Genomic DNA, 20988 nt, shown 5'->3' on the forward strand with positions numbered 1-20988 from the left:
CTGCTCCTGCGGGGTAACCCACGACCGCGACGTCAACGCGGCGAAGAACATTCTGGCCGCCGGGCTGGCGGTGTCTGCCTGTGGAGCTGGTGTAAGACCCCAACGGGGGAATCTCCGTTCGGGGCGGTCGGCTGTGAAGCAGGAAACCCGGCGGGCGACCGCCGGAATCCCCGTCCTTTAGGGCGGGGAGAAGTCAAATCCGAAAGGGTTGATGAAGGAGAGGAGTACTGGATGCTCGGTGGTGTCTACGGCCGTGCTCTGGCCGGTGAGACCGTCACGTTCCGGCCGCGGGGGAACTCGATGCCCGGCCTGGTCGCCGACGGGGCGCAGGTCGTCGTCCGGCCCTGTGTCGCGTCCGCGCTGACCACGGGCGACGTGGTGCTCGTCAAGGTCGCCGGGAACGTCTACCTGCACAAGGTGAGCGCGGTCGACGCGCCCCGCACCCGGGTGCAGATCTCGAACAACCGCGGCCGCATCAACGGCTGGGCGGGCTGGGCGAAGGTCGCCGGGATCTGTGTCTCGGTCGACGGACGGGCCCGCCCGAACCTCGACGGCAAGGTCCGCGAGGACCAGTGATCCGTGGCGCCGCGTCGGTGGCTGCCTATGATCACTGACCGTGGATGAGATCGATGCCGCGATCGTGGCGCACCTGCAGACCGACGCCCGGCAGACGAACCGGGAGCTGGCGCGGGCGGTCGGCGTGGCACCCTCGACGTGCCTGGAGCGGGTCCGGTCGCTGCGGGAGCGGGGCGTCATCACCGGGTTCCACGCGGAGGTCGACTTCGCGGCGCTCAACCGTGGTGTGCAGGCGCTGCTGCACGTCCAGGTGCGGCCGCTGAACCGGACCGTCATCGAGGGCTTCAAGGCGTACGCGATGAGCCTGCCCGAGGTGTTGTCGGTGTTCGTGGTGGCCGGCGGCGACGACTTCCTCGTGCACGTCGGCGTTCCCGACGTGGACGCCCTGCACGGGTTCCTGATGGACAAGTTCAGTGGCCGCCGCGAGATCGTCAAGTTCCAGAGTTCGGTGATCTATCAGCACGCCCGTAAGCCCGTCATCGAAGTGCTCGAGGCGTGAGCCGGCGCACCGCCGGCGAGGATCGGACGGTGAGCAGAGCGCCGGCGCCCAGGCCTGCCGGGACGAGCAGGAGCGGGCCGCAGAACAGCAGGACCAGTCCGGTGAACGCCAGTCCGGTCAGGGCGGCGTACCAGATCAGTGATCGCGGGGGCAGCAGCCGCAGCGCCGCCGCCATCCCGGCGAAGGAGACGGCGGCCAGGCAGACCGAGGTGATCCGCATGAGACCGTCGAGGTCGATCGCGAGGACGGCCGTGACGGCGACCGCGATCGCGCACAGGACCAGCTGAACGGTGAGGCTGCGCCGCGGCACGTCACCCGCGGTCCCGCCCTTCGCGAGCACGCGCGGCAGTCCGCCGTCGCGGCCCAGCGCCGCCCCGAGCCGCGCCCCACCGGCGAGGTAGGTGTTGACCGCGATGAAGCTGAGGAAGACCGCCGCGACGGCGGTGACCGTGCGGCCGGCCGCGCCGAACGCGGTCTCCAGCAACAGGCTCAGCGGCACCGGCGTGGTTGCGGCCTCGCCGCCGAGGACGCCGACGGTGACCGTGGCCAGTGACAGGTAGAGCACCGAGACCAGCACCAGCGTCAGCGCCGTGGCCACCGGCAGGTGGCGGCGCGGGTCACGGAACTCGGCGGAGAGGTGGCTGGCCGCCTCCCAGCCGGAGAAGGCGTAGAACAGCACGGTGGCGGCGGTCCCGACGGCCGTCCAGCCGTGCGGGGCGACCGGGGTGAAGTGTTCCGCGCGGCTCGACGGCGCCGCGGCGATCACGGTGACCAGCAGCAGGGCGGCCAGCACGGCGACCATCGCGAGCTGCACCCGGCCGGACAACCGCAGCCCGACGTAGTTGGCGCCGAAGGCGGCGGCCAGGATCGCGACGGCGATCCCCGACGCGGCCGCGGGCCCGGCCCCGAGTGCCGCCGCGACGTACTCGCCGCCCACCAGTGCGCCGGCGAGCACCCCGACCGGGACGGCGAAGTAGAACCACCATCCGACCGGGACGGCGAACCGGGAGCCGAAGGCGCGGGTGACGAACGTGGCGACCCCGCCGCCGTCGGGGTGCCGTGCGCCGAGGGCCGCGAAGGTGGCGGCCACCGGCACGCTGAACACCAGCAGCACGAGCCACGCCACGATGGACGCCGGCCCGGCCGCCTTGGCCGCGAGCGCCGGCAGCACCAGCACCCCGGGGCCGAGGACCGCACCGGCGAACAGCGCGGTGCCCTCCCCGACCCCCAACATCTTGATCTTCTTTTGCGTGGACATGACCGGGAAAACTAGCCGCACGAACGCCGAAACCCGGTCGATTCTGAACAACGTTCGGAGGATCCTAGTTCTGCCGGTCGGACGCCGAACTTGATTCGGCTGCGGACAGGATCGCGGTACGGGAGGCGAGCACCTCCTCGTGCAGGGCCGGCACGTCGACGCCGATCAGGCGGCCCCCGGATTTGCGGAGCACGCCGGCCACCAGCACCGTCTCGATGTTGCGCGGGTCCGCGCCGAGCACGAGCGTGCCCACGGCGTCGTTCAGCGGCATGGTGTTGATGTCGCAGGCGTCGACGACCAGCAGATCGGCCTGCTTGCCGGGGGTCAGCGAACCGGTGACCGCCCCCAGCCCGATGGTGCGGGCACCCTGCAGCGTGGCGAAGTCGAGGACGTCGCGGGTGGTGATCCGGTGCGGTTCGGCCTGCGTGCCGTACGCGGCGTTGACCGCCCGCATCCGCTGGATCGCGTGCAGTGCCCGCATCTGGGTGAACATGTCACTGGCCAGGGCGACCTCCACGTCGATGCTCAGTCCGGGGCGGACTCCCACGGCCAGCGCCTCGTCGACGGCGGGGATCGCCGTCTCCAGGCCGATCTGCGCGTCCGAGGTCGGGGCCAGCGAGACGGTCGTGCCGGTGTCGCCGATCGCCCGCCACGCGTCCGCGGTCAGGCCGGTGGCGTGGATCAGGGTGACCTGCGGGCCGAGGAGCCCGTCCCGGGCCCAGTCCAGGATCGCCGCGGACGAGGCGGCGCCGAACACCGCGTCGACGCTCACCCCGATCCCCAGATCATCGGCGACGGCGGCGAGTTCCTTCCCGTACGCCAGACGCGGCCCGGAGATCTCCGCGGTGGCCAGCGTGGCCAACCGGACCGAGAGCAGCCCCGTCGTGTGGGCCGCATGCAGCCGCTCCACGTCCTGCGGCCACTGCTCGTCCCAGACACCGAAGTGCGGAGACATCGACGCGTGTACGCCCCGAATGCCGGTGCCGGCAAGCGCCTCGATCGCCGCGTCGGAGTGGGCGGCGCTGCGCGAGTTGTGCGAGAAGTCGAGCATCGTGGTGATGCCGGCGTCGAGCGCGGACAGGGCCGCCAGCCGGGTACCCACGTACATGTCGTGCGGCCGGTAGGCGGGCGCGATACCGGCGAGCGTGTTCATCACGTACGCGCCGAGGTCGGTCACGTCGGGGATGCTGCGGCGCAGCTGAGCCTGCCAGGCGTGCCGGTGCGTGTCGACGAAGCCGGGGCTGACGATCCGGCCGGTGGTGTCGACGAGCTCCGCACCGCGGGCCTGCGGATGATCACGCAGGTCCGGCCCGACGGCCACGATGCGCTCGCCGCTGATCAGCACGTCACCGCGCTCCAGATCGCCGAGATCGGGATCCATGGTGACGACGGTGCCACCGGAGAAGAGCATGTTCCTGAGATCGGTCATGCACCCACCGTCGGTGCCGCGGCCGGGCGCAACCAGTGCGGGGCCGACCGGGGTGCAGCGCGCCCTGGCTACCGACGGAATCGGCGTTTAGCCTGGTCGCATGCCCGTCACAGATCTCGGTGCCTTCCTGGCCGCCCGCCGCGCCCGGCTCGGTCCCGACGACGTGGGCCTGGTCTCGCACGGCCGCCGCCGGGTGCCCGGGCTGCGCCGCGAGGAGGTCGCCGTCCTCGCCGGGGTGAGCGCCGACTACTACGCCCGGCTGGAGAAGGGCCGCGAACGCTCCCCGTCGGCCTCGGTGCTCGACGCCGTCGCCCGCGCCCTGGACCTCGGCCCGGACGCCCGCGAACACCTGTTCCGCCTGTCCGGCATGCCGGTGGACGGCCGCGGCCCGACCACCGACCGGGTCGACGACGACCTGCGGGAACTGCTCGCCGAGTGGCCGCACCTGCCCGCCCTCGTGGTCAACCGGCGGCTCGACGTGCTCGCCCGCAACACGATCGCCGACGCGCTCCACGCCGACTTCGCCGACACGTCCAACCTGGCCCGCATGACGTTCCTCGACCCGGCCGGGCGCACCTTCTTCGCCGAGTGGCCCCGGGCCGCCGAGTCCTGCGTCGCCCACCTGCGCCTGGCCCTCGGCCACGACACCGGCGACCGGCGGACCGTCGCGCTGGTGGAGGAGCTGGCGGCGGCCGACGACGAGTTCCGGCTGTTGTGGGCGCGGCAGGACGTGCGCGGTAAAACGTACGAGGCCAAGACCTTCCGGCACAGCGCGGTCGGCACGCTGACGCTGACCTACCGGGCGTTCGACGTCCGCGGCTCGTCCGGCCAGCAACTCCTCGTCTACCGCCCGGCCCCGGACAGCCCGTCCGCCGACGCCGTCCGCCTGCTCGGCATGCTGACCCCGGCAGGCCGTTCCACCGGCGGCGCCTGACGCCCTCGGCCGGCGGTTCACCGTGCCCGGGCGCTGCCTCCCGCCGCCAGATGGTCCTGGAACTCGGCGTGGCGGAACTGATAGACCGGGCCGACCGCGCGGAGCAGACCGAGCCGGTGCGCATCGTCGAGAAAGCCCATCAGCCGCCGCGGCAGGACCCCGGCCCGGGCGAGCCGCCCGGTGGCGATCAGATAGGCCATCCACGCGTGGTGGCGTCCGGCCGTGAGCCCGGTGGTGATCCCGAAGGTGAGGGCGTAGGTGACCCCGACCGACACACCGAACGCGACCGTGTCGACCGCGGCCGCGGAGAGCCCGCTGGCCAGGCCCCCGGCCAGTCCGCTCGTCAGGCCGGTCACCCCGGCACGCAGCAGGTTGAGGTTCCGGTCTGCCCGCCAGACGGCCTGAGGCGTGTCGGCGTGCCCGTCACGGGTCGGCGACTCCGCCCACGCGGTGAACCATGCGGTGACGACATAGGCGATGCCGATCGCGAGTCCGGTGACAGGTCCGGCCGCCGTGCCGGCCCGGGCGCCGTCGACCATGCCGATCACCGTCCCGGAGAGGAGCGCGGCGCCGAGGCCGATCACCGCGCCCCGGCGGAACAGAACCCGGAGCCGGGACCGCGGCACCGACCGGCGACCGTGCCGCCACAGATCGGCGAACCCGGGCGGCTGCCTTGGCCACGATCGGGCCCCGGCCGCGACGATCCCCCCGCTGACCAGTCCGAACGCGAGCCCGTACCCGAATCCGTGGGTGAGTCCGCGGGGCATCCCCTCGGACATGACGTTCGCGACCGTGGAGACGGCCGCGATGGTGACCGCGACGACGGCGGCGAGGGCGGCGCGGACAGCCGGGGAGAACGCCCTGGTGGTCCGGGCCAGATCCCACCAGAGCAGATCGCGGGTACGCGGCCCGCCGTCCTCACCACGGGGATCGCAGAGGTGGCGGGCGAGGAAGCCGAGCCGGTCCCGCATCCGCGCCGGGTCGTGCCGGCGCCGCGGCCGGAACGGATCGGCCGGGTCGGCGCTCGGCGGCCGGGCCTCGACCAGTGCCGGGATCAGCCGGTCGAACAGGTGGGTCCGCAAGGCCGTGCCATCCGGGAAACGGCCCTGGTCGAGCAGCTCCGCCGGGTCGGCGACCGGGCTCAGATACACCGACCGCAGCAGCCACAACCCGAGCGCGGTGGCGGTGACCTCGGCCAGCGCGCCGTGGTGGAGCCCGGCGAGGATCCGCTCCCACGCCCGGCCCGGCACCGGCGGCAGGCACCGCCGCAGGTACCCGGCACCCGCGGCCGGGTCCAGCGGCTCGGGCTCGAGGACGACAGCCGAGGTCAGCACGTCCCCGGCCGCGTTGACCGCGTGCCGGTAGTCGACGGTCCGGCTGGTCACGACGACCTGGTCCGTGTCGCCCAGCGACCGGTTCAGGGCGATCACCACCGCGGCCCGGGACACCGGCGGGAGCTCGTCGAGGCCGTCCAGGACCGGCAGGATCAGTCCGCGGGCGGCCAGAACGGCGGGGGCGTCCGGGCCCAGCACGGTGGCGCGCAACGCCGGGTAGTCCTGCGCCAGCCGGGCCGCCAGCCAGTCCTGCAGGCGTGGGCACGTCCCGGTGTCCCAGCCCGCCACCGACAGCAGCACCGGCACCGGTTCGTCCGGGTGGTCGCGCCGGGTGGCGAGCAACTCGCGGAGCAGCTGTACGGCCAGGGTGGTCTTGCCGCTGCCGGGACCGCCGAGGAGGACCAGCCGACGGCGGCGCATCGCCCGGAAGGCGGCGGCCAGACCGGCGACGTCGGCGCTGGACACGGCGGTCGGCACCGTTGTGGGGGAGAGGTTCACCGGATGGTCGGCCAGCCGGGTGTCCCGAGCCGGGCGCCACCGGACCGGGATCGGGTCCGGGTCGTCCAGTGACCGGATGGTGGCCTCGGTGCGCCACTGCTGACCGACCAGACCGGCCAGCACATCGGTGGCCGCGGTGAGCGCCGCCGGTGTGATCACAGCCGGCCCGGCGGCCTGCCGCCACCACAGCATCAGCGATGCCGCCAGGGCCGGGACGGCGAGCAGCACGGAGACCAGTTGCGCCACGTCGGCCGAGCTCTCGAGCCCGCCGGTGCCGGCCAGCGCCGCGCCGATCGCGGCCAGACAGCCGAGGATCCCCAGCAGGCCGGCGCCCGTCCACACCCCGCGACTTCTGGCCAAGACACCCACCCGGACGGCTCTGTCGACGCGGGAACCTCACCACGGCCGACCGGCCGAGAGCAATGCGGGTAACCCGGACGGGTGGTGCGGGAGCCGCGGCGCCGCGAGGCCGCCCGACAGCTCCCCGCGATCTCCCGTAGCGGGGGCTGGATACCGTACCGGCATGTATCGCTGGAACGAGCGTGGTTCGATACCGACGCCCCACGCCTGGCGGGAGGAGTTCATCGACCTGCACGGCGACAGCCGGGTCACGCTCACCGACGCCGGCCCGTGGGCGGGCCTGCTGGAATGGCAGCGATCACGGTCGTACGGCATCGCGCTCTGCGGCAACGTCCGCGAGGAGTTCGTCCGCGAGCCGCGGCACATCCGGAAAGACCCGCGCGGCGTCGTCGAACTGCTGGTGCCGACAGCCGGGAGTGCCCGGGTGGAGCAGGGCCCGTCCGCCGGCGAGATCCGGCCCGGCAGTCTCGCGCTGTGCGACGTGGACCGCCCGGTGACCTTCAGCCACGGCGAGGAGTTCCAGTCGGTCGCGCTGCTCGTCCCCGGCGAGGCGATCCACCGCCGTAACCCGGCCGCGGCCCGGGACCCGCAGGTCCTCGACGGCACCGCCGGTCTCGGCCGGCTGATCCGGCAGACGGTGCTCACCCTCCAGCAGGAACGGGAACACCTCTCCGAGGCGACCTTCGACATCGCCTGCGACCAGGTGCTCGACCTGCTCTGCCTGGCCGCCGACGGCGGCGGCGACTCGGCACCGGCCGCCCGGCGACGAGAGGTCGAGGCGCAGGTGCGGCAGTACGTCCGCCGTCACGCTGCCGACCCCGGCCTCTCCGTCACCGGCATCGCCCGGGCTCTGGGCTGGTCGGCGCGATACCTGCAGGACGTGCTCCAGGCCGCCGGCACCACCTCCCGCGACCTGATCCGCTCCGAGCGGCTGCGGCTGGCCAGGACCCGGCTGGCCAGCCCGGCCTGGGACACCCGGTCGATCGCCCAGGTCGCGTACGCGTCCGGGTTCGCCAGCCACGCGTCGTTCGCCACCGCCTACCGCCGCGAGTTCGGCGTCACGCCCCGCGAGACCCGCGGCGACGGCCTTTGAGCCAGGGCGTCAGGCGAGCGCGCCGCCGTCGACCCGGAGGACGCTGCCGGTGATGTACGCGGCGTCCGGCCCGGCGAGGAACGCCACCGCACCGGCGACCTCGTCGGCCTCGGCGTAACGGTGCATCGGGATGACCGCCTGCAGCATGAACCGGCCACCGTCGGAATCCTTCGCCATGGCCATGTCGGTGTCGATGATGCCGCACTCGATCACGTTGACGTTGATCCCGCGCGCCGCGAAATCCTGGGCCCACCCACGGGTGTACGCCGTGACCGCTGCCTTCGTCGCCGCATAGTCGGACATGCCCGCCGCGAACGTCTTGCTGGCGAGCCCGGACGACAGGTTCACGATCCGGCCACCCTCACCCATGTGCCGCACAGCCCGGTAGGTCGTGTCGGCGACACCGGTCACGTTGATCGCGAGCTGCTCGTCGCGTACCACATCGGTGATCTCCCCGGCCCGGAAGACGCCGGCGCTGTTGACCAGGATGTCGATCCGGGCGAACTGCTGCGCGACCGCGTCCACCATGGCCGTCACCTGGGCACGGTCGGCCTGATCGGCCTGGATGGCCTCGGCGCGCACACCCAGCGACCGCAGCTCCTCGACCAGCGTCTTCGCCTTCTCCGCCTGCGCGACATAGGTGATGACCACATCCGCGCCCAGCGTGGCCAGCCGCCGGGCCGTCGCCGCGCCGATCCCCCGGCTGCCCCCGGTCACCAGCGCCACCTTGCCCGACAGAATCTTCTCGCTCAAGACCCACTCACTCCTCGTGAAATCCGTGCCACCTGGTACCCGGTCGATACTCCGGGCCGGCGCGCGGGCGGTCTTTCGCTGCGGCGCACAGCGCTTGCCCCAGGGCGCAGAGAACAGCGACTGGAGTCTGTGATGATCGGCCGGCACACGACGGTCCTCCGCGGAGAGCACGCCCGCCCCTTGATTTCCGTCGATCAACCGGCCAGCCTGTGGTCAAAGATCATCGATAGCCTGGAGGGCCGCCGGTGATGTTCCGAGTAGCCAACGCCCTCGCCGCCGCGGCTCTGGCCTGCACGGCCGTCATCAGCATCGCCGCACCGGCCCGGGCCGCGGACGAGACGCCCGAGATCATCCCGATCGACCTGCTGCTGGCCGGCGACTGGGTGGACGCGACCCGCGAGTCGCGGAGCGCCTGGGCGCCGAGCTGCCCACCGAGCTCTACACGTGGTTGCACCGCCTCTGAGCGTCCCGCTTCACTCGCCGGTCCGCCGGTCCGCCGGTCCGCCGGTCCGCCGGTCCGCCGGTCCGCCGGTCCGCCGGTCCGCCGGTCCGGACCGGCGAGGGCCGGGATGCGTGAAAGGGCCGTCGTGACTTTCGTTGACAGCGGGTCCGCATGCGTTATGACGAAGGGCTGACGACTCGTTTGCCGGCCTCAGGCATCGTTGTCGGCACAGCCCGCCACGATGGAGGAATCAACATGCGCAAGGCCGGTGTCGACGGCCCGGATCTGTGGCGCCTCAGCTTCGTCGGCGGTGTCCTGGCGGATGAAAGCGCCATCACCATCCCCATGTAATAGCCGGCAGCGCCGTGTGCAGCGGCTTACCGGGTCGCCGGAGTCCCGCTGGCGGCCGTCAATCGAAACGTCGTTAAGGAGATCTTTATGTCGACCAAACGCGGTCCCCTTTTCCAGGTCGCAGCCGCTGTGCTGGTGGCTCTGCTCGCTGCCGCGACCTGGTATGCCTGGTTGGGCTGGGACACCCAGTACGACTTCGATCCGGTGACCTCCTCGTACAGCGGCCCGTACGAGGCATGGCAGGTCGCCGGGTGCGCGGTGACGCTGCTGATCGTTCTGCTCGGCTCGGTGTGGTTCGGGACGATGGAGGTGGTCGCGGCGGCAGCTCTGACCGTCGGTTTCACCACCGTCTGGACTGTGGGCGCGGCCGGCAATGCCGAGTCCGGTCTGTTCCTGATCGGCGCGGTCACGCTGCTCGTTGGACTGGGCGCGGCGTCGGGGGCGGTCTCCGCGATCATGTTCGGTCTCCGAAACCGGCGTGCACCCCGCATCGGTTGACGGGAGGTGAGTTGCTGACGCAAGTGGACCCTAGGCGGCGCGCCTCTGGCGCAGCCAGCTGAGGATCGCCTGGTTCGTCTCCTCCGGCTTCTCCTGCTGGATCCAGTGACCACAGTCCAGGCCGGCCACCTCCACGTTCGGGACGAATTCCGGCAGCCTCGGGGACCGGGCGACCGTGTCACGGTCGCCGTAGATCATGAGGGCGGGTTGCCGGACGATCGGATCGACGTCGGCCAGCAGGTGCCAGTTGCGGTCCAGGTTCCGGTACCAGTTGATGCCGCCGGTGAACCCCGATGTCTCGAAGGCGGCGACGAAGACGGCCAGGTCATGCTCGCTCATGACGGGCTCGCCGGGCGGGGTGTCCGCGCGGGCGATGTCGATCATCATGTTGCCCGGCTGCGGCTCGGTGCGGGGCATGTTCTTCCGGTACATGTTCCGCAGGAACCGGGCCGGGTTCTCCTCGAACACGGCGTCCGCGACTCCCGGCTGCCGGTTGAAGTGCACGAAGTAGAAGTCGCCGCCGAGCATCTCCTCCATGGACTCGATCCAGGGCCTCTCGCCGCGTTCGAGGTACGGCAGGCTCAGGTTGATCACGCCGTTGACGCGGCTCGGGTGCAGCATGGCCAGGCCCCAGACGACTGCCGCGCCCCAGTCGTGACCCACGAAGGTGGCGTCCTCGTACCCGTAATGATCGAGCAGCGCGACCAGATCACCCGACAGGTGTGCGAGGTCGTAGCCGTCGACGTCGGCCGGGCGGGACGAGTTGCCGTAGCCGCGCTGGTTCGGAACGATCACGTGGTAGCCCGCCGCCGCGAGCGCGGGCATCTGATGACGCCAGGAGAAGGCGTGCTCCGGCCAGCCGTGGCAGAGCACGATGGGGTTTCCCGCATGCTCCCGGCCGGCTTCGAAGACCTCGAGGTGTACGCCGTTGACCGGGACGAGGGCAGGCCGGGGAAAGTCGGTTGTCATACCGGCATACTGCGGACCGAAACAGGTCATCTCCTGACCGGTTTCTGTGGAACCGTTGCCGGAATGCGCGCCGACAGGCTGATGGCCATCCTCCTTCTGCTGCAACGCCGCGACCAGGTGACGGCGGCGGAGGTCGCCGTCGAGCTGGAGATCTCCGAGCGCACCGCGCGCCGCGACCTCGACGCGCTGGGCGTGGCCGGCGTGCCGGTGTATTCCGTGCAGGGCCGGGGCGGCGGCTGGCGGCTGGTGGGCGGCGCCCGCACCGACCTGTCCGGCTTGACCGCGAGTGAGGTCCGCGCCCTGTTCCTGGTCGCGGGCCCGGCCTCGGCCGCCACTCCGGCCGTGAAAGCGGCGCTGCGCAAGCTGGTCCGCGCGGTGCCGGAACCGTTCCGGGCACAGGCCGAGGCGGCAGCGTCGTCGCTCGTCACGGATTTGCGGGGCTGGGATGCGAACCGGGTCACGCCACGGCCGCCGCGGTTTCTCGACGCGCTCCAGGACGCGGTGATCCGCGGCGTGCAGGTGCGGCTCGGCTACGTCGACCGGGACGGCGGCGGCACCGAGCGGACCGTCCACCCGCTGGGCGTCGTCGCGAAGGGCCCGTCGTGGTACCTCGTCGCCGACACCGAGGCCGGCCGGCGGACCTTCCGGATCGACCGGGTGGCATCCGCCGACCCGACCGGCGACCCCGTACGCCGGCCCGAGGACTTCGACCTCGCCGAGAGCTGGCGCGTGATCGCGGACGAGATCGACCGCAGGCGGACGCCCCGGGAGGCCCGGGCGGTGTGCAGACCGGACGGGATCGTCGTGCTCCGGAGGGCGTTCGGCTCCCGGCTCGAGGTGGGAGGCCCGACGGCCGACGGCCGCATCGAGGTCGTGATCCGTGGCGGCGACGACCTTGTCCTCGCCGGTGAGCTCGCCGCGCTGGTGACATGGGTCGAGGTGACCGGTCCGCCATCGGTGCGGCGTCATCTGGCGGCGATCGGCGACGCTCTCCTCGAGCGCTACGGACCGACGGGGACGGCGTGACCGATTCATCGACGGGTATCCGCATCGGACAGACCTTTACGAAATCGATAGCTGTGAGTTTACTGGGCGGGTGAAGAGAGCGATCCTCGCCGCCGCCGGCCTCCTCCTGCTCACCGCCTGCGTCAGCAACGACGCCACCGCGACTCCGGAAGCGTCCCCGGGAGACAACGAAGCGGGGACGCTCCCACCGGGCGAGCCCGACGTCAACGGTGACGGCAAGGTCGTCATCGGGGTGCTGAGCCCCGGCGACATCAACGACAACGGCTACTACGAGAGCTTCGTCGTCAAGGCCGAGGCGTTCGCCACGAAGCAGGGCTGGCAGGTGATCAAGCGGGGCAGCGTCCCCGTCGCCGAGGCGCTCAGCGCCGCCCGCGCGCTCTGCCAGCAGAAGGTCGACATGGTCGCGATCGGGGCCACCGAGCTCAAGGACGCGATCCCCGCCTCCACCGAGGCGGTCTGCCAGAAGACCGCCTGGTACGTGCCCTCGTCCGCGAACGTCACGCAGACCCCCGAGATCACGCTGTCCAGCGACGACCCGAACCAGTCGATGCTCGTCGCCGGGTACGCCGCCGGGCTGCTCATGCGGGAGAAGGGCACCACGAAGGCCGGCTTCGTCACCGGGCCCGAGGCTGACTTCACCGTCGTGGCTGCGACCGCGTTCCAGGCCGGGATCCGCGAGACCATCCCCGAGGCGACGCTCGTGACCACGTACACCGGGGATTTCAACGACTCCGGCAAGGCGCGCGAGGCGGCGAACGCGCAGATCAGCCAGGGCGTCGGCGCGCTCTACCCGTATCTGGGCGGCGCCACCGACGCGGCGACGGCACTCGCCAACGAGAAGAAGCTGATCACATTGACGCCCGGCACCGACCGTTGCGACTCCACGAATCCGGCGTTCGACGTGTCGGTGCTGTTCGACCCGGGCGACTACTTCGAGGCCGCGCTGACGCTGTTCGCCGCGGGGCAGCTGCGGATGGGTGTCACGAAGGTCTGGCAGCTGGGCGTCGACCCGTACCCGACGGTGAAGTTGTGTCACGGCACGCCCGAGCAGAACGCGAAGCTGGCCGCGTTCATCGCCGACATCGGCGCCAAGAGGATCGATCCGGCGGCGGAAGTGAAGAAGCTCGGCGACTGACATGAGCGCGCTCACGCTGCGGGGCATCACGAAGCGGTACGGCGCGGTCGTCGCCTGCGAAGCCGTGGATCTCGACGTCGAGCGTGGCGAGATCCACGGCTTGCTGGGCGAGAACGGCGCGGGCAAGTCGACACTGATGCGCATCCTGCTCGGCCTGGAGACCCGCGATGCGGGCACGATCCTCCGCGACGGCCGCCCGGTCACCGCCGGCAGCCCGCGCGAGGCCGTGGCGCTCGGGATCGGCATGGTGCACCAGCATTTCAGCCTCGTCGAGCCGCTGACGGTGTGGGAGAACGTCATCCTCGGTGACACCGGCCGGATCCGGCGCTCCCGAGCCTGTGCGGAGATCCACGAGATGAGTCAGCGGTACGGGCTGCCTGTCGATCCGCTGGCGGTGGTCGCGTCACTGTCGGCCGGCGAGCGGCAGCGCGTCGAGCTGATCAAGTGCCTGCGCCGCGACCCGGCGGTGCTGATCCTCGACGAGCCGACCTCGGTGCTGACCCGCGCCGAGTCGGCCGAGCTCTTCGCCGTGCTGCGCCGGGTGGTCCGCTCCGAGGGCCGCGCGGTCGTGCTGATCAGCCACAAGCTGACCGAGATCACCGCCGCCACCGACCGGGTCACCGTGCTGCGCCGCGGCCGCGTGGTCTTCCGCAGCGCGACCGCCGCGACGGACGTAGCCGAGCTGGCCCGCCAGATGGTCGGCCGCGAGGTCGCCGACGCCGCCGCGATCGGCCTGATCCCCGCCGCGCCCCACGCCCCGGAGAAAGCCCAGGGCGATCCCGCGCTGCGGATCCGCGGCCTGACCGCCCCCGGCCTGACCGGAATCGACCTCGAGGTACGCCCGGGGGAGATCGCCGGCCTCTACGGCGCCGAGGGCAACGGCCAGGCGCAGCTCGGCGACGTCCTCTGCGGCCTCGTCACCCCGGACGCCGGCACCATCGAGGTCGGCGGTATCCCCGTCGACCTGCGCAGACCCGGCGCCCTGCACGCCGCCGGCCTCGGCATCGTCCCCGAGGACCGGCACCGGGCCGCCGTCGTCCCCGCCATGAGCGTCGCCGCCAACCTGACCATGAAGGATCTCGGTACGCGCGTCTGGCTCGACCGCCGCCGCCTGCGCCGCCGCGCCCGCGAGCTCGCCGCGGAGTTCGGCGTCGTCGCAGCCTCCCTCGACGCGCCGCTGAGCAGCCTCTCCGGCGGCAATCAGCAGCGCGTCGTCCTCGCCCGCGAACTCTCCGGCGACCCGCGCGTCCTGGTCCTCGCCCAGCCCACCCAGGGCCTCGACGTCGGCGCCGCCGAGGACCTCCACGAGCGCCTGCGCCGATGCGCACACGACGGCATGGCAGTGCTGCTCATCTCCACCGAGATCGAGGAAGTGCTCGGGCTCGCCGACCGGGTGCTGGTGATCGCCTCCGGGCGCGTCGCGGGGGAGCTGCGCGCCGCCGAAGCCACCCCCGAACAGCTGGGGATGCTCGTCGGGGGAGGCGCCGGGTGACGCGTACCGCTGCCTGGTCTGCCCTGGCCCTGCTGATGTCGGCCATGCTCATCGTCGCCACCGGCGGCTCCCCGGGCGAGGCGATGCAGGCTCTCGTACGCGGCAGCGTGGCCGACGCGACAGCGGTCAGCGTGACGCTGCTGTACGCGGCCCCGCTGCTGCTCATCGCCGCCGGCGCCTGCGTCAGCGCCTCCGCCGGCGTGTTCAACATCGGTCAAGAAGGTCAGGTGCTCATCGGTGCCCTCGCCGGTGCCGCCGCCGGGCTGCGCCTCGCCCTGCCCGGCCCCGCGCTGATCGCCGTCGTCCTGCTGGCGGGCGCGCTGGCGGCGGGCCTCTGGGCGTGGCTCAGCGCCCTCATGCATCGGCTGCGCGGCGTCGACATCGTGGTCAGCACGCTGCTGATGACGTTCGTCGCCCAGCAGGTCGTCGCGCTCGCGGTCAACACGCCGTGGCTGCTGCAGGAGTCGCGCCTCGGCCGGGCGACCGTACTGCCGCAGACGAACAAGCTCCCGCCCGGCGCGCTGCTCGGCTCGCTGGGCGGCTACCCGGGACTGCAGCTCAACACGGGTCTGCTGATCGCCGTCGCGGCGGCCGTCTCCGTCGCCGTGCTCCTCACGCGGACGAGATGGGGTTTCCGGGTCACCATGCTGGGTCTCAATCCCACGGCCGCGGCGCATTCCGGCGTACGCGTCACGGTGGTGACCGGTTCTGCCCTCGCCATTTCCGGCGCCCTCGCCGGACTCGCCGGTGCCGTGCTGCTGACCAGCCCGCTCAGCACCAACCGGCTCCAGCCCGGCGGCTCCCTCGGCCTCGGCTGGGACGGCCTGCTCGTCGCCCTGATCGCCCGCAACCGGCCGCTGCTCGCGATCCCCGTCGCGCTGCTGTTCGCCGTGCTGCGCTCGGGTGGCAGCTTCCTCGCGGCCACCGGCGTCCCGTACTACCTCGCCGACATCGTCAAAGCGTTGCTGGTTCTCGCTTTCGTCGCCCCGCGGGCCCGCTGGGGAAGGCCGGCCGTCGCATGAATCTCCTCGACGACCTCGGAACCGTTCTGGCCAGCGGCCTGCGCCTCACGGCCCCGCTCGCGTTCGCCGCCTGCGGCGAGTATCTCGCCGAACGCGCCGGCACCCTCAACATCTCCGTCGAGGCCATGATGCTCGGCGCGGCCTTCAGCTCGGTAGCCGTCGCCGGCGCCACGGGCAGCGTCACCACCGGCCTGGCCGCCGGCATGCTGACCGGCGCGCTGACCGGCCTGATCCACGGCAACCTCGCCCACCGCCTCACGATCGACACGTTCGTCGTCGGTCTGGTCCTCAACGCGCTCGTACTCGGCCTGACCAGTTTCCTGATCGCCGGCACCACGTTCGGCAGCCGCCCGCCCCAGCGCTGGCCGCTGCTCCTGCTGCCCGGCATCGTCCTGCTGACCTGGTGGCTGGTCGAACGCAGCCGATGGGGCCTGGAACTGCGCGCCGTCGGCGAGAGCCCGCGCGCCGCCGACATGACCGGCATCCGGGTCGGCCTGCGCCGCCGCCAGGCCCTGCTCTGGTGCGGCGCCCTCGCCGGGCTCGGCGGCGCGTACCTCGCGGTGGGGGAGGTCGGCTCGTTCAACCAGAACATGACCGCCGGCCGCGGCTACCTCGTCATCGCCGCGGTCATCTTCGGCGGCTGGCGCCTCGGCCGCACCCTCGTCGGCTGCGCGGTCTTCGGCCTCGCCGACGCGTTGCGGCTCGCCCTGCCCGCGCTGGGCGTGACCCTGAACTCGCAACTGCTCATCGCCGCCCCGTACCTGTTGGCTCTGCTCGCAATGCTGCTCTTCGCCACCCGGCAACGCCGGCCCCGCGCCCTCGGAAAGCCCTTCGTCCGACAGGAGCCCTGACCATGCCCAGCGCACTCGCCGAGAGCTACGACCCGCTCGGAGCCCACGCCGCGGACCCGTACCCCTTCTACGCCGAGGCCCGGCACAAAGAGCCGGTCTTCTACTCGCCGCGCCTCGACGCCTACGTCCTCACCCGCTTCGCCGAGATCGACGCGGTCCTCAAGAACCCGGCCGTCTTCTCGTCGGTCAACAGCCTGCGCGGCATCAAAGCCCCCTACCCGTCGACGATCGCGGTGCTGTCCCGCAGCTACCCGCAGACCCCCGACGCCGTCACCACCGACGACCCCGCGCACCGCCGGCTCCGCCAGCCATACGCCAAGCACCTGACGACGACCGGCCGGCTCAAAGACCTCGAACCGGCCATCCGTACGCGCGCCGAAGCGCTCGTGGACGCGTTCATCGACGACGGCAGCGCCGACCTGGTCGCCCGCTTCTCCGCGCCGCTGCCGGTCCAGACCGCCGCCGCCCTGTTCGGCTTCGCCCCGGATGACATCCCGGTGGTCAAGGAAGGCAGCGAGGCCCAGTTCTCCCTGGGCAGCGTCGACCTCACGGTCGAGCAGGAACTCCAGATCGGCGAGACCGTCGTCCGCTTCAAGAACCTGGTCGCCGAGTACGTGCGCCGTCGCCACGCGGCCCCGGCGGGTGACCTGATCAGCGACGTCACCGCGGCCTTCGCCCCTGGGGTCGCTCCTGGGGAAGATTTGTCGTACGACCAGGAGGCCGAGGTGGTCACGTCGCTGTGCAGCACGTTCGGCGCGAGCCACATCACCACCGCCGACCTGATCGGCAGCGCCCTGCGCCTGCTGACCGCCCACCCCGAGCAGTGGGAGCTGCTGCTCCGCGACCCTTCGCTGATCCCGCAGGCCGTCGAGGAGACGCTCCGCTACGAAGCGCCGATCCCCGCGATGTTCCGCCACGCCACCAGCGACGCCGTGCTCGCCGGCGTCGACATCCCCGCCGGCGCCGACCTCATGCTGCTCTTCGCCTCCGCCGGCCACGACGAGGACCGCTACCCCGAGCCCGCCCGCTTCGACGTGACCCGCCGCCCGGCCCGGCACCTCGCCTTCGGCGCCGGCATCCACACCTGCGTCGGCGCGGGCCCGGCCCGGGCTCAGGCCCGCATCGCCCTCGAAGTCCTGACGGCCCGCCTCCCGGGCCTGTCGCTGGCCCCGGGCGCCACCGTGCCGATCCGCAACTCCGTCAACGTTCGCGGACCCCTGGAGCTCGCCCTGCGGTGGTGAGCAGCGCTTCCCCACCGTCCCGTACGGCCGGGAAGAGTCCCGCCCCCATCAGCACATCGTCCCGTCGTGTACCACGAGGTCGGGCCGTTCGAAGTCCTCCAGCTGCCGCAGCATGGCCTTCGTCTCGTCGAGCATCACGCTCAATCGCGCGGGCGAACTCCCGGCCGTGCATCTGGGGCGTCCGCGTGTTCCCGCGGTTCTCCAGGGTGGACGACACCGTGACGATGTCCGCCCCGGTCTCTTCAACCCTTTGCGTCTACGCCGGGGTCGCGGCGGGACTGCCGTCCCGGTTGACGGTGGTGATCACGTCGTGAACACCGTGAACGCCACCTCGTGCAGTTCGCCGCCGGCCACGAACTGGAGGAACATCCGTTTGTCGCCGCGCTCGGCGAAGGCGGCGTGGAAGGCCAGCTGCCCCGTCGACGACGACGGAAGCGGGTGCAGATGCATCAAGGCCTGGGTGCGGACCTCGAAGTTGGACAGATGCGCGAACGCCCCCAGGTACGGTTCCAGCACCGCGGGCTCGCCGTCCCGGAGCACCTGGAACTGCAGTGCGGTCTGGGTGCCCGAGGTCAGATCCCTCGTGCCGTCGAGGCGGCGGACCGTGTACTCCCCGGAGGACGCGTCCGCGGACGGGGCGGGAACCGGGATCATGCTGGTGTCGCCGGGGATGACGAACGGGACGCCGAGCACCGTCGGGTCGGCGGTGGTGGGGCGGCCGACCGGGGTGAACTCGATGTAGACCCGGTACGCGCCACCGTCGGTGATCGTCACCGGGGCCGTCCACGCGCCGTCCGCCAGGGTCGGATGCAGGTGCTGATAGCCGGACAGATCGTCGCGGAGGACGTACATGTGCATGGGTTTGGTGTGCACGATCTGGAAGTCGGCGGTCGGGCCGGTGACCTGCAGGGACACGGTGCCGGGTCCGCGGCCGCCCGGCAGGGACAGCGCCTCCACGTGAAAGCCGTCGTAGGTGTCGGACAGGCCGTCGCTGTTATAGGCGACCACCGAGGGTGACGGGGCGGGAGCCGGCGGCGCGGCCGGGGCGCGGCTGTCCAGGAACAGCCACGCGGCTCCGAGGAAACCGGCCAGCGTCACCGCCGCTGTCAGGCGGCGGTGACGGTCCGTGCCGGTTGGCCGGGCGGTCAGCTGACGGCCGCGGTGCCGGTGGGCTTCACCAGGAAGAGACCCACACCGATGCTCTGTACGGCTACCACCCCGTTCTTCAGGTACGGCAGCGCCATCCAGCTCCCGCTGTAGCCGCTGGAGTTGGAGGACGGGTCGACGTCGAAGTAGCCGACCTCGGGCAGGCTGGCCGACGCGACGTTGGTGGTGTCGAGAATCCGCAGGCCGCCGCGGTAGGACGCCTGGAAGTGGCGGTTGCCGACGGTGTAGCCGTTGTGGTTGACGAAGGTGCCGCGGGTGCCGTTGTCCCGGCCGACGTACTTGATGGCGTCCAGCTTCTGGATGTCGTAGACGAAGTCGGGGCTGCCGCTCGCGGTGCTGATCGTCTCGTCGTTGACGATCATGTACTTGTAGTCGCTGCTGGCGAAGCCCTGGTGGACGAAGCTGGCGCCGGGGTGGGTGCCGCTGGACAGCAGCTTGATCGCCGACTTGTCCGTCACGTCCAGGATCTGCAGGGTCTTGCCCTGGCCGGTGAAGTTGAACGCGATCTCCCGGCCGGTGTAGCGGGTGTCCGGGCCGGTGTAGTTGACCACGATCGACTCGTGCGAGTAGACCGCCCCGGTGTAGCAGGCCGCCTGGGTGAGCGTGAGCGGCGTCTTGATGTCGTAAATGGTGAGGCCCTTGCTGCAGGTGTTGGCCCCGGAGACGTACAGGAAGCCGGTCTGCTGGTTGATCCAGAGCGTGTGGCTGTTGGTGAGGCCGGTGAACCGGGCGGCGGCGGTGAACGTCTGCGTGGTGGTGACGTTGCGCAGCTTCGTCAGGTCGAAGATCTGGATGCCGTGCGAGACCGAGTCCTTGCCGATGTACGCGTAGTTCTTGTACGTCCGGATGTCGCACCAGGACGAGCTGACCCCGTTCGCGGACGGCAGGTTGCCCAGATAGCGCGGGTTGTTCGGATCGGTGACGTTGACGAACGAGACGCCGTTGGAGCGGCAGTACAGGATGTACTCGTTGTTGTTGTAGCTGTCCGACCAGTACCACATGCTCGACGAGCTGCCGCCGCCCAGCGCCGACTGCGGCAGGAAGCTGAGCAGGTCGACGTTCTTGCACGGGTAGCTTCCGGCGTACCCGCCGGTGCAGGTCACCGTGGCGTCGGCGATCGCGGCGCCGCTCTTCCAGGCGGGCTGGTAGATCCGGAGCAGCTCCTGCTCCTCGGCCTTGCCCTCGGCGGATCCCGGATCGTGGGCGCCGGCCGGTGGCCCGGCGATGGCCAGCGACAACAGCAGTGTCGCGGCGGCGAGCAGCGTGCGACGTACGCCTCGGAGCATGGTCAACGCCCTTTCGAGGAGAACCGGGGTGTGTGCCTGCACGCTAAGCAGCGATTAGACGTACGTCAATGAATGTGGGATATGCCGAAAAGGTCATACGGGCGGCGGATGCCGGGGCGCGATGATCGACGCGACGGTCCGGACCGCATCGAGGATGTCGTCCAGCGGCATGCCCTTGACCAGGAAACCGGCGGCGCCGGCCGGCAACGCCCCGAACGCGTGATCGTCCTCGTCGAAGGTGGTCGGGACCAGCACGCGCCCAATGCCACTTAGCTTAAGTTGATCTTGAGGCGGGCCCGATGATGCGACAAACGACTGAGCTGCGCCGATGCGGCTGCCCACCGCGGCGGCCGTAAGGGTCGCCGCGGCGAAGCGGATCGCATAGTTCCTGCTCAGAGCCTTGATCAACTCAAGCTAAGTGGCATTGAGCACGCGCCGGCTTGCCGGATGGGGATCGCGGAAGGTCGAGGGCTGGCCGAGTCGCTCGGCGACATCGGAGCGGTTCTGCGGCGAGCAGCGCCGGAGAACAAAGCCGAGGTTTACGAGGTATTGAACCTGCGGCTGACCTACAGCCCGGAAACGAATGCGGTGCGCGCTGATGTGGATCTCAGCACGCACCGTGGGAATTTAGTTGGTGTCCGAGGGGGGACTTGAACCCCCACGCGTAGCACCCGAATTCATTGTGGGTGCTCATGCGATCAGTGTAGCGGTATTGACACACAAGATTGCCGGAGGCTCAGTCACCTTCGGTGATTGCCGCCATCGTCGGCTGCG

At 71.3% G+C, this 20988-nt stretch carries 22 protein-coding genes; 12 read left to right on the top strand and 10 right to left on the bottom strand.

The genetic code is table 11. The features are described 5' to 3' along the window. Positions 1–231: 231 nt before the first annotated feature. Entirely contained in the window at positions 232–576 is a 345-nt protein-coding gene (locus tag WH85_RS31275) for a hypothetical protein (protein ID WP_045745655.1), read from the top strand. Positions 577–616: 40 nt separating this feature from the next. Further along, positions 617–1075 (top strand): Lrp/AsnC family transcriptional regulator, encoded by a 459-nt coding sequence (locus WH85_RS31280; RefSeq protein ID WP_045745656.1) that lies wholly within the window; start codon positions 617–619, stop codon positions 1073–1075. Here WH85_RS31280 and WH85_RS31285 read toward each other — a convergent pair. Continuing rightward, on the bottom strand, positions 1053–2333 hold the full coding sequence (locus tag WH85_RS31285; RefSeq protein WP_045745657.1) for an APC family permease: 1281 nt from the start codon (positions 2331–2333) through the stop codon (positions 1053–1055). The genes WH85_RS31280 and WH85_RS31285 overlap by 23 nt on opposite strands. Positions 2334–2397: 64 nt before the next feature. Next, positions 2398–3762, bottom strand: a complete 1365-nt coding sequence (locus WH85_RS31290; RefSeq protein WP_045745658.1) for an amidohydrolase family protein — start codon at positions 3760–3762, stop codon at positions 2398–2400. A gap of 100 nt (positions 3763–3862) precedes the next feature. Between WH85_RS31290 and WH85_RS31295 the strand changes: the two genes are divergently transcribed. Next, positions 3863–4696, top strand: a complete 834-nt coding sequence (locus WH85_RS31295) for a helix-turn-helix domain-containing protein (RefSeq protein ID WP_045745659.1) — start codon at positions 3863–3865, stop codon at positions 4694–4696. Positions 4697–4713: 17 nt separating this feature from the next. On the opposite strand, the gene WH85_RS31300 is transcribed toward WH85_RS31295, so the two are convergent. Next, positions 4714–6888, bottom strand: coding sequence for an NACHT domain-containing protein (locus WH85_RS31300; RefSeq protein ID WP_157411317.1), 2175 nt, complete (start codon positions 6886–6888; stop codon positions 4714–4716). A 163-nt stretch (positions 6889–7051) separates the two neighbouring features. Here WH85_RS31300 and WH85_RS31305 point away from each other — a divergent pair, with 163 nt between their 5' ends. Continuing rightward, positions 7052–7981: a helix-turn-helix domain-containing protein gene (locus WH85_RS31305; protein ID WP_045745661.1), complete on the top strand. Its 930-nt coding sequence runs from the start codon at positions 7052–7054 to the stop codon at positions 7979–7981. 9 nt (positions 7982–7990) lie between these two features. Here the strand turns inward: WH85_RS31305 and WH85_RS31310 are convergent, their stop codons facing one another. After that, entirely contained in the window at positions 7991–8734 is a 744-nt protein-coding gene (locus tag WH85_RS31310; RefSeq protein ID WP_045745662.1) for an SDR family NAD(P)-dependent oxidoreductase, read from the bottom strand. A gap of 220 nt (positions 8735–8954) precedes the next feature. Next, positions 8955–9188, bottom strand: a complete 234-nt coding sequence (locus WH85_RS50850; RefSeq protein WP_157411318.1) for a hypothetical protein — start codon at positions 9186–9188, stop codon at positions 8955–8957. Between the two features lie 159 nt (positions 9189–9347). Here WH85_RS50850 and WH85_RS50855 point away from each other — a divergent pair, with 159 nt between their 5' ends. Further along, a complete protein-coding gene (locus WH85_RS50855) occupies positions 9348–9527 on the top strand; it encodes a hypothetical protein (protein WP_157411319.1) in 180 nt (59 codons plus the stop codon). Positions 9528–9614: 87 nt separating this feature from the next. After that, positions 9615–10025 carry a hypothetical protein gene (locus WH85_RS31320; protein WP_045745664.1) on the top strand — a complete coding sequence of 137 codons (411 nt, stop codon included), beginning with the start codon at positions 9615–9617 and terminating at the stop codon, positions 10023–10025. A gap of 30 nt (positions 10026–10055) precedes the next feature. Here WH85_RS31320 and WH85_RS31325 read toward each other — a convergent pair whose 3' ends face one another. Then, the gene (locus WH85_RS31325; RefSeq protein WP_245674170.1) at positions 10056–10994 is read right to left on the bottom strand and encodes an alpha/beta fold hydrolase; all 939 of its coding nucleotides are present in this window, start codon (positions 10992–10994) and stop codon (positions 10056–10058) included. Positions 10995–11057: 63 nt separating this feature from the next. Between WH85_RS31325 and WH85_RS31330 the strand changes: the two genes are divergently transcribed. The 6 genes from WH85_RS31330 to WH85_RS31355 all read left to right on the top strand — a co-directional run bounded on the left by WH85_RS31330 (position 11058) and on the right by WH85_RS31355 (position 17761). Then, a complete protein-coding gene (locus tag WH85_RS31330) occupies positions 11058–12020 on the top strand; it encodes a helix-turn-helix transcriptional regulator (protein ID WP_045745666.1) in 963 nt (320 codons plus the stop codon). 70 nt (positions 12021–12090) lie between these two features. Next, a complete protein-coding gene (locus WH85_RS31335; RefSeq protein WP_045745667.1) occupies positions 12091–13155 on the top strand; it encodes a BMP family ABC transporter substrate-binding protein in 1065 nt (354 codons plus the stop codon). A gap of 1 nt (position 13156) precedes the next feature. Continuing rightward, positions 13157–14647, top strand: coding sequence for an ABC transporter ATP-binding protein (locus tag WH85_RS31340; protein WP_045745668.1), 1491 nt, complete (start codon positions 13157–13159; stop codon positions 14645–14647). Continuing rightward, positions 14644–15669: an ABC transporter permease gene (locus WH85_RS31345; RefSeq protein ID WP_045745669.1), complete on the top strand. Its 1026-nt coding sequence runs from the start codon at positions 14644–14646 to the stop codon at positions 15667–15669. The genes WH85_RS31340 and WH85_RS31345 overlap by 4 nt, the downstream gene beginning before the upstream one ends. Further along, a complete protein-coding gene (locus WH85_RS31350; protein WP_045745670.1) occupies positions 15666–16520 on the top strand; it encodes an ABC transporter permease in 855 nt (284 codons plus the stop codon). Before WH85_RS31345 ends, WH85_RS31350 begins: the two co-directional genes overlap by 4 nt. 2 nt (positions 16521–16522) lie before the next feature. Further along, a complete protein-coding gene (locus tag WH85_RS31355) occupies positions 16523–17761 on the top strand; it encodes a cytochrome P450 (protein WP_052720936.1) in 1239 nt (412 codons plus the stop codon). A gap of 303 nt (positions 17762–18064) precedes the next feature. Here WH85_RS31355 and WH85_RS31360 read toward each other — a convergent pair whose 3' ends face one another. The 4 genes from WH85_RS31360 to WH85_RS50860 all read right to left on the bottom strand — a co-directional run bounded on the left by WH85_RS31360 (position 18065) and on the right by WH85_RS50860 (position 20832). After that, positions 18065–18859, bottom strand: a complete 795-nt coding sequence (locus WH85_RS31360) for a hypothetical protein (protein ID WP_052720937.1) — start codon at positions 18857–18859, stop codon at positions 18065–18067. 47 nt (positions 18860–18906) lie between these two features. Then, the gene (locus tag WH85_RS31365) at positions 18907–20214 is read right to left on the bottom strand and encodes a choice-of-anchor B family protein (protein WP_052720938.1); all 1308 of its coding nucleotides are present in this window, start codon (positions 20212–20214) and stop codon (positions 18907–18909) included. Positions 20215–20307: 93 nt separating this feature from the next. Next, complete coding sequence (locus tag WH85_RS49165; RefSeq protein WP_425394676.1) at positions 20308–20469, bottom strand: response regulator; 162 nt, start codon at positions 20467–20469, stop codon at positions 20308–20310. Between the two features lie 159 nt (positions 20470–20628). Next, positions 20629–20832: a hypothetical protein gene (locus tag WH85_RS50860; RefSeq protein ID WP_157411320.1), complete on the bottom strand. Its 204-nt coding sequence runs from the start codon at positions 20830–20832 to the stop codon at positions 20629–20631. Positions 20833–20988 lie beyond the last annotated feature (156 nt).

It is taken from the genome of Actinoplanes rectilineatus (assembly GCF_000962825.1).
Taxonomy (GTDB): Bacteria; Actinomycetota; Actinomycetes; order Mycobacteriales; family Micromonosporaceae; genus Actinoplanes; species Actinoplanes rectilineatus.